This is a genomic window from Micrococcus sp. LASM2_SD2, from assembly GCF_057364565.1.
This window is the reverse complement of the sequence record NZ_JBNFOB010000081.1, coordinates 1-8,818: the sequence shown is the minus strand read 5'-3', so window position 1 is coordinate 8,818 and position 8,818 is coordinate 1. Positions and strand designations below refer to the sequence as shown.

The following is an 8,818-nucleotide window of genomic DNA, read 5'->3' as shown; positions in this document are numbered from 1 at the left end:
CGAGCAGGCGCCGGCTCGGCCGAGCCCGAGGTCGAGCGCCCGGAGGCCGCCGGCTCGCGTCTGCAGCGCCTGCGTGCCCGGCTGCTGAAGTCCAACAACGTCCTCGGCAAGGGCCTGCTCGCCCTGCTGTCCCAGGACCGCATCGACGAGGATGTCTGGGACGAGGTCGAGGAGACCCTGCTCATGGCGGACCTTGGCACGGAGCCGACCCTGGAGCTCGTCGACCGCCTGCGTGACCGCGTCACGGTCGAGGGCACCCGGGACCCGGAGCAGGTCCGTGCGCTGCTGCGCGAGGAGCTGCTGACCATGGTGGACCCGACCATGGACCGTCGCATCGAGGCCTCCCGCAAGGGCGACCGCCCGGCCATCACGATGGTGGTGGGCGTCAACGGCGTCGGCAAGACCACCACCGTGGGCAAGCTGGCCCGAGTGCTGGTGGCCGAGGACCGCAAGGTCGTCCTCGGCGCCGCGGACACCTTCCGCGCCGCCGCTGCCGAGCAGCTGGCCACCTGGGGCGCCCGCGTGGGCGTGGACACCGTCCGCTCGGACAAGGACGGCGCCGACCCGGCGTCGGTGGCCTACGAGGCCGTCTCCGAGGGCATCCGCCAGGAGGCGGACGTCGTGCTGGTGGACACCGCCGGCCGCCTGCAGAACAAGGCCAACCTCATGGACGAGCTCGGCAAGATCAAGCGCGTCATCGAGAAGCAGGGCGAGGTGGACGAGGTCCTCCTGGTCCTGGACGCCACCACCGGTCAGAACGGCCTGACCCAGGCGAAGGTCTTCGCGGAGGTCGTGGACGTCACCGGCATCGTGCTCACCAAGCTCGACGGCACCGCCAAGGGCGGCATCGTGGTCGCCATCCAGCGTCAGCTGGGCGTCCCGGTGAAGCTCATCGGCCTGGGCGAGGGCGCCGACGACCTCGCGCCGTTCAGCGCCGAGGGCTTCGTCGACGCGCTGCTCGCCGACTGACCCGCCCGTCCCCGCGGGCCAAGGGGACCCCACGACGACGGCTCCGTCACCTCACGAGGTGACGGAGCCGTCGTCGTCCCTCCACCCGTGCGACGTGCGGACGGCACCGGGCCGTGCCGGACACCACCGGGCGGTGTCGGCCATGTCACACGCCGGAAACACTTCCTTACCTCCGTGCAACACGGGCGCCCGCATCGGGCAACATGCGCGCGCGACCCTGGTCACAGGTCGCGGCGCCGGAACACGTCCCCTCCGGACACCGCTGCGACACCCCCCCACGATGCACGGAGAGGACGACACAGATGGATGTCGAGCTGACCCCCCTGAGCGCCGAGGCGGTGTGGACCATGGTCTGTGCCGGACTCGTGCTGCTGATGACCCCCGGACTGGCCTTCTTCTACGGCGGCATGACGCGCGCCAAGGCCTCCCTGAACATGATGATGATGTCCTTCGTCTCGATGGGCCTGATCGGCGTCGTCTGGGTGCTGTGGGGCCACAACATGACCGGCGGCGACGGCTTCGCCGGGATCGTCGGCGACCCGTTCGCCGATGTCGGCCTCTACGGCGCCGTGAACACCGAGGACCTCGTGGGCATCGGCTTCGGCGCGACGTTCGCCATCATCACGGTGGCCCTCATCTCCGGTGCCGTCGCCGACCGTGCCAAGTTCAGCACCTGGTGCGTCTTCGTCCCGCTCTGGGTCACGCTCGTCTACTGCCCGATGGCCTTCATGGTCTGGGGCGGCGGCCTGCTCTCCGCCGACGGCGCGATCGGCTCCGTCGTGGGTGAGGCGGTCGACTTCGCCGGCGGCCTCGTGGTCCACACCGCGGCCGGCGTGGCCGCCCTCGTGTTGGCCCTGATGCTCGGCAAGCGCGCCGGCTTCGGCGTGGACCCGGGCCACCGCCCGCACAACATCCCGTTCGTGATGCTCGGAGCCACCCTGCTGTGGTTCGGCTGGTTCGGCTTCAACGGCGGCGCGCCACGGACGTCCAGATCGCCGGCCTCATCTGGGTCAACACCCTCGCCGCCCCGGCCGCCGCGATGCTCGGCTGGATCGTCGTCGAGGTCGCCCGCCGGGGCCGCCCGACCTCCCTGGGCACCGCCTCCGGCATCGTCGCCGGCCTCGTCGCCATCACCCCTGCCTGCGCCTTCGTCGACCCGATCGGCGCCGTGGTCATCGGCCTGCTGGCCGGTGCCGGTGCGGCCCTGGCCGTGAACCTGAAGTACAGGCTCGGCTTCGACGACTCCCTCGACGTGGTCGGCGTGCACCTGATCGCCGGCATCGTCGGCACCGTCATGATCGGCGTGGTCGGCCGTCCGGAGCTGGTGGCCGAGGAGGGCATGGGCGGCCTGTTCTACGGCGCCGACGTCCAGCTGCTGATCGCCCAGGTCGTGGCCGTGCTCTTCACCCTCGTGTTCACCGGCGTGATGACGTTCCTGATCGCGATCGTCCTCAAGGCGGTCATGGGCCTGCGTGTCTCGGCCGAGGAGGAGGAGCGCGGCCTGGACCTCGCCCTGCACTCCGAGTCCGCCTACGACTACGGCCTCGGCACCGCGTACCGTCCCGACCGCACGGTCGAGGAGACCGCCGTCCGCTGAGGCGGGCGCCTCGGCCGCGCACCCCACGGACGCCGCGAGCACGCCCAGGGATCCGAGTCCGGCCCGCCGCACGGCGGACCGGGCCCGGCCGCGTCCGCGGCCTCCGGGTTGCTACCCTGGTGTGGCGCCGTCGGCGCTCGAAGCACGTGGGCCCGTGGCGTCCACGCCGCACCTGACCCCTTCCGAAGGACCACCACCGCCGTGTTCAACTCCCTGTCTGATCGTCTGGCCAGCACCTTCCGCAACCTGAAGGGCAAGGGCCGGCTCACCGAGGCGGACATCGACGCCACCGCGCGAGAGATCCGCCGTGCGCTGCTGGACGCCGACGTCGCCGTGCCGGTCGTACGCCAGTTCATCGCGCAGATCAAGGAGCGTGCGCTCGGCGCCGAGGTCTCCCAGGCCCTGAACCCGGGCCAGCAGGTCGTCAAGATCGTCAACGAGGAGCTCGTGGAGATCCTCGGCGGCGAGACCCGCCGGATCAACCACGCCAAGACCGGCACCACGGTGCTGATGCTCGTCGGCCTCCAGGGCGCGGGCAAGACCACCCTCGCCGGAAAGCTGGCCCACCAGCTCAAGTCCGAGGGCCACACCCCGTTGCTGGTCGCCTGCGACCTGCAGCGTCCGAACGCGGTGAAGCAGCTCCAGGTCGGCGGCGAGCGTGCCGGCGTGCCGGTCTACGCCCCGCACCCGGGCGTGTCCTCCGAGTTCGAGGCGCCCACCGGGGACCCGGTGCAGGTGGCGCGGGACGGCATCGCCGAGGCGAACACGAAGTTCCACGACGTGGTGATCATCGACACCGCCGGCCGGCTCGGCGTGGACCAGGAGCTCATGCAGCAGGCCGCGGACATCCGCGCCGCCGTGGACCCGAACGAGGTCCTCTTCGTCATCGACTCGATGATCGGCCAGGACGCCGTGGCCACCGCCCAGGCGTTCAACGAGGGCGTCGGCTTCACCGGCGTGGTCCTCACCAAGCTCGACGGCGACGCCCGCGGAGGTGCCGCCCTGTCCGTGCGCCACGTGACCGGCAAGCCGATCATGTTCGCCTCCACCGGCGAGGGGCTGAAGGACTTCGAGGTCTTCCACCCGGACCGCATGGCCTCCCGCATCCTGGACATGGGCGACGTCATGTCGCTCATCGAGCAGGCGGAGAAGAACTGGGACCGCGCCGAGGCCGAGAAGATGGCCAAGAAGTTCGCGGACCAGGAGGACTTCACCCTCGACGACTTCATGAGCCAGATGCAGCAGCTCAAGAAGATGGGCTCGATGAAGAAGATGCTCATGATGATGCCGGGTGCCCAGGGCATGCGGCAGCAGCTCGAGCAGTTCGACGAGAGCTCCATCGACCGCGTCGAGGCCATCATCAAGTCGATGACCCCGCACGAGCGGGTGGCCCCCAAGATCATCAACGGCTCACGCCGTGCCCGCATCGCCAGGGGTTCCGGAGTCTCGGTCTCCGAGGTCAACGCCCTGCTGGAGCGCTTCGGCCAGGCCCAGAAGATGATGAAGAAGATGGCCTCCGGCGGCGGCGTCCCCGGCATGCCGGGCATGGGTCCCGGCCCCGGCAAGGGCGGCGCCCGGAAGAAGGGCAAGGGCAAGGGCAAGCAGAAGGTCCGCTCCGGCAACCCGGCGAAGGCCGCCGCCGAGCGTCAAGCGATCCAGGAGCGCCGTGCCCGCGGCGCCCAGAACCCGGGCGCCATGTTCGGACAGGACTTCGACCCGTCGAGCTTCAACGCCCAGGACCTGAACCTGCCGGCCGGCTTCGACAAGTACCTCAAGGACCGCTGAGCCGGTCCCGCGCGACTCGGGGTGCGCCGACGACGGGGCTCGCGGCGCGCCCCGAGGTGTGTTCCGGGCCGATCTCTGGCACAATGACAGGGCACTGAGCGCGCGCGGACGACCCTCTATCATCTGCAGCGCGCTCCGTCCCGCGGTCCGCGCCGGTGAGGATGCACCCCACGTCCCCGGCCGAACACCGCACCTCAGACCAGAAACAGGAGAAACCACAAACGTGGCTGTCAAGATTCGACTGAAGCGCATGGGCAAGATCCGTGCTCCGTACTACCGCGTGGTCGTCATGGACTCCCGCACCCGCCGCGACGGCCGTGCGATCGAGGAGATCGGCAAGTACCACCCGACCGAGGAGCCGTCGTTCATCCAGATCGACTCCGAGCGCGCGCAGTACTGGCTGTCCGTCGGCGCCCAGCCGACCGAGCAGGTCGCCGCTCTGCTGAAGGTCACCGGTGACTGGCAGAAGTTCAAGGGCGAGTCCGGCGCCGAGGGCACCCTGAAGACGAAGGCCGAGAAGGAGGCGTTCGTCGCGGGCGACAAGGAGTCCGTGATCCTGCCGGAGGCCCCGAAGGAGGAGGCCCCGGCCGAGGAGACCGAGGCTGAGTCCGCCGACGCCGCCGACGCCGCCGAGTCCACCGAGGGCGAGACCGCCGAGGCTGAGGCCGAGAAGGCCGAGTGAGCATGCTCACCGAGGCTCTCGAGCACCTGGTGCGCGGCATCGTGGACAACCCGGACGCCGTCCGCGTGGACGCGCGGCAGCAGCGCCGGGGCGAGATGCTGGAGGTCCGCGTCGATCCGTCGGACCTCGGCCGTGTGATCGGCCGTCAGGGCCGCACCGCCTCCGCGCTGCGCACCGTGCTGGACGGCCTGGCCGGCCATCCGGTCCGCGTGGACGTGGTGGACACCGACCGCCGCCGCTGAGCACCTCTCGGGCACACCCCGTGACGTCGCCCGCCGCCACCCGTAGAACGGTGGCGGCGGGCCGTCGTCGTTCCCGCAGAACCCCGTCAGCCCCTTCGAACCGAGGAGATCCCCGCATGAGCACCCCCACCGAGGGCCTGGTGCGCCTGGCCCGCATCGGCAAGCCGCACGGCATCCGCGGCGAGGTCACCATCCAGCTGTTCACGGACGACCCCGAGTCCCGGTTCGCCCCGGGCACCGTGCTCACCGCGCAGGGCCCGGTCGGCACTCCCGCGGAGCTCACGGTCACGCGGGCGCGCTGGAACAAGCAGATCCTCGTGGTCGGCTTCGAGCAGTCCCTGGACCGCAACGCCGCCGAGGCGCTGCGCGGCACCCAGCTGTTCGCCGCTCCGGAGGACCGCGTCGAGCACGACGAGTGGTACGAGGGCGACCTGCTGGACCTCGCCGTCGAGGTGGACGGCCGGCGCATCGGCACGGTGACGGGTCTGATCACCGGTCCCGCACAGGACCTGCTCGAGATCGCCGTGGAAGGTCGTGAGGAGCCCGTGCTCGTGCCCTTCGTGGAGGAGATCGTCCCTGAGGTGGACGAGGAGCACGGCGTGGTGGTGCTCACCCCGCCGCCGGGCCTGCTGGACCTGAACGAGCCGGGCACGGAGCAGACCCCGGACGTGGAGCCGGAGGCCTGAGCCGTGCGCATCGACGTCGTCTCGATCTTCCCGGAGTACCTGTCCGCCCTGGACATCTCGCTGATCGGCCGCGCCCGTGAGGACGGCCTGCTGGACGTGCGCGTCCACGACCTGCGCGAGCACACCCACGACCGGCACCGCACGGTGGACGACACCCCCTACGGCGGCGGAGCCGGCATGGTCATGAAGCCCGAGCCCTGGGCGGAGGCCCTCGACGCCGTGGCCGACGACTCCCCGGTGGAGCGCCCCACCCTCCTGGTGCCCACCCCGTCCGGCACGGTGTTCTCCCAGCCGCTGGCCCGGGAGCTGGCCGGGCACGAGCACCTCGTGTTTGCCTGCGGCCGCTACGAGGGCATCGACGAGCGCGTGTTCGAGTGGGCCGCGGAGCGCTTCGACGTGCGCCTGGTCAGCCTCGGGGACTATGTGCTCAACGGGGGAGAGGTCGCCGTGCTCGCGATGGTGGAGGCTGTCGGCCGCCTGATCCCCGGGGTCATCGGCAACCCGGAGTCCCTCGTGGAGGAGTCCCATGAGGGCGGTCTGCTCGAGTATCCGGTCTACACGAAGCCGTCCAGCTGGCGCGGCCACGAGGTGCCGCCGGTGCTGCTCTCCGGCGACCACGGGAAGATCGCCCAGTGGCGGCGGGCGCAGCAGGTGGAACGCACCCGACTGCGCCGTCCGGACCTGCTCCCGGAGGGGCCGCTCGCCTGAGCCGGGGTATGGCATAATGGTGCCTTGCGTCTGCTGGGCGCCGCACCTGCCACAGGGGGTCGGCGTCAACAGTGGGACCACCGGGCGCCGGCCGTCGCCGGGCCCGGGCACACCGCTTTCCGGACCCCGTCCTGTCCTGCACGGACACGGGGCCGGCCTGTTCAGCGCGGGGGACCTGTGGCGTCCGCGTGAGGAGAATGTGACATGCACATCCTTGACTCTTTCGACAACGCCTCGCTGCGCACCGACGTCCCGGAGTTCGCCCCCGGCGACACCGTGAAGGTGCACGTGAACATCGTCGAGGGCAAGACCGCCCGCGTCCAGGTCTTCCAGGGCTACGTCATGGGCCGCTCCGGCCACGGCGTGCGTGAGACCTTCCGCGTGCGCAAGGTCTCCTTCGGCGTGGGCGTGGAGCGCGTCTTCCCGGTGCACTCCCCGGTGATCGAGAAGATCGAGCTCGTCACCAAGGGCGACGTGCGTCGCGCGAAGCTCTACTACATGCGTGACCGCCACGGCAAGGCCGCCCGCATCCGCGAGAAGCGCGTCGACGGCAAGTGATCGTCCTCGGGCGCGGCATGCCGTGCCCGGTGATGCGATGACGCACCAGGAGCCCCGAGACCCCCGTCGGTCCCGGGGCTCCTCTGCGCCTGCGGACGCCTCCGGCACCCGGTGGGTGCGGAACATCGGGCTCACGCTGGCGGCCGCCGTCGTGCTGGCCGCGGTGCTAAGAGCCCTGGCCGGACCGCTGTACCTCATCCCGTCCGGGTCGATGGAGCCCACCCTGATGCCGGGGGACCGGGTGCGCGTGGACACCGGTCATGAGGGCGGGGCAGGCCTGGAGCGGGGAGACGTCGTCGTGTTCGACGGCGTCGGCAGCCTCGCCCCCTACCGTTCCCGCACGAGCCTGGACCGTGCCCTGGAGGACCTGGTGGTCTGGTGGGGGTTCGGCGCCCGTTCCGACGTCTATGTGAAGCGGGTCGTCGCGCTGCCCGGCGACACGGTCCGCTGCTGCGGGGACGACGGCCGCCTCGAGGTCGACGGCGAGCCGCTGACCGAGCCGTACCTGGGGCGGGCCGTGGACGCGGAGCACCCCGCGAGCGCCACGCCCTTCGCCTTCGAGGTCCCGGAGGGCCGCATGGTGGTGCTCGGGGACAACCGCGACGACTCCCTGGACTCCCGCGCCCTGCTCGGTGCTCCCGGGGGCGGCCTGATCGGCCTGGACTCCGTGATCGGCACCGCCGAGGACATCGCCTGGCCGCCGTCTCGCCGCGGTGACGTCGAGGCCGAGGGCGCCGCCCCGGTGGAGGCCGGGCGATGAACGGCGCCGTGGGCTGGGAGCGCGTGTGGCCGACGCTGCGCCAGGTCCTGGTGATCGTGGCCGTGACCCTGCTGGTCACCGGCCTGATGCGGCTGTTCCTGGTGCGCGTCTACCACATCCCGTCGGAGTCGATGGAGCAGACGCTACAGGTCGGGGACCGTGTGGCCGTCTCCCTGCTCGTGCCGCAGGTGATGGACCTGCGGCGCGGGGACGTCGTCGTCTTCCGGGACACCAAGGGCTGGCTGCCGGCCCGGACGGACGACGACGGGCCCCTCACCTCCGCCCTGCGCGTCGCCGGGCTCGTCCCGGAGCCGGCCGACGAGACCGTGGTCAAGCGCGTGGTCGGACTGCCCGGGGACCACGTCTCGTGGGAGCCGGGCGACGCCGGCATCACGGTCAACGGCGCCCAGGTGTCCGAACCCTACCTGTACCCGGGCGACGACCCGTCCGTGGAGCCGTTCGACGTCGTCGTCCCCGAAGGCCGACTCTGGGTTCTGGGCGACCACCGCAGCCGCTCGGCCGACTCCCGTGCCCACCAGGACGGGCCCGGCGCCGGGTTCGTGTCCGTGGACGACCTGGTGGGCCGCGCCGAGGCCCGCATCTGGCCCGTGTCCCGCTGGGGGAGCGCCGGCTCCGAACCGGACGCGTTCGCCCACGTTCCGGAGGTGGGCCGATGAGCCCGCGCCGCCCTGCCGTCACCGCCGGACTGCATCTGGAGTCCGCGCTCGCCGAGGCACACGGGGCGGCCTGGGACGCTTCGCTGCTGGTGGCCGGCATGGACGAGGTCGGACGCGGCGCCATGGCCGGCCCGGCCGTCGTCGGGGCGGTGGC

Annotated in this window: 9 protein-coding genes and 1 pseudogene; all 10 read left to right on the top strand. The window is 71.5% G+C overall.

The genetic code is table 11. The annotated features are described in order from the left end of the window. A partial coding sequence (ftsY, locus tag AC2W7A_RS06095; RefSeq protein ID WP_485990569.1) for a signal recognition particle-docking protein FtsY occupies positions 1–969 on the top strand: 969 nt, incomplete at its 5' end. A gap of 302 nt (positions 970–1,271) precedes the next feature. Further along, positions 1,272–2,566, top strand: a pseudogene (locus AC2W7A_RS06090) (ammonium transporter). Positions 2,567–2,767: 201 nt separating this feature from the next. After that, positions 2,768–4,351 carry a signal recognition particle protein gene (gene ffh, locus AC2W7A_RS06085; protein ID WP_485990568.1) on the top strand — a complete coding sequence of 528 codons (1,584 nt, stop codon included), beginning with the start codon at positions 2,768–2,770 and terminating at the stop codon, positions 4,349–4,351. Positions 4,352–4,574: 223 nt separating this feature from the next. After that, on the top strand, positions 4,575–5,033 hold the full coding sequence (gene rpsP / locus AC2W7A_RS06080) for a 30S ribosomal protein S16 (protein WP_485990567.1): 459 nt from the start codon (positions 4,575–4,577) through the stop codon (positions 5,031–5,033). A gap of 2 nt (positions 5,034–5,035) precedes the next feature. Next, positions 5,036–5,275, top strand: a complete 240-nt coding sequence (locus AC2W7A_RS06075; protein WP_485990566.1) for an RNA-binding protein — start codon at positions 5,036–5,038, stop codon at positions 5,273–5,275. Between the two features lie 116 nt (positions 5,276–5,391). Continuing rightward, complete coding sequence (gene rimM / locus AC2W7A_RS06070; RefSeq protein WP_485990565.1) at positions 5,392–5,961, top strand: ribosome maturation factor RimM; 570 nt, start codon at positions 5,392–5,394, stop codon at positions 5,959–5,961. A gap of 3 nt (positions 5,962–5,964) precedes the next feature. After that, positions 5,965–6,669, top strand: coding sequence for a tRNA (guanosine(37)-N1)-methyltransferase TrmD (gene trmD / locus AC2W7A_RS06065; RefSeq protein ID WP_485990564.1), 705 nt, complete (start codon positions 5,965–5,967; stop codon positions 6,667–6,669). 204 nt (positions 6,670–6,873) lie between these two features. After that, entirely contained in the window at positions 6,874–7,227 is a 354-nt protein-coding gene (gene rplS, locus AC2W7A_RS06060; protein WP_485990563.1) for a 50S ribosomal protein L19, read from the top strand. Between the two features lie 115 nt (positions 7,228–7,342). Further along, entirely contained in the window at positions 7,343–7,987 is a 645-nt protein-coding gene (gene lepB / locus AC2W7A_RS06055) for a signal peptidase I (protein WP_485990562.1), read from the top strand. Next, positions 7,984–8,664 carry a signal peptidase I gene (gene lepB, locus AC2W7A_RS06050; protein ID WP_485990561.1) on the top strand — a complete coding sequence of 227 codons (681 nt, stop codon included), beginning with the start codon at positions 7,984–7,986 and terminating at the stop codon, positions 8,662–8,664. The genes lepB (AC2W7A_RS06055) and lepB (AC2W7A_RS06050) overlap by 4 nt, the downstream gene beginning before the upstream one ends. Positions 8,665–8,818: the final 154 nt, after the last annotated feature.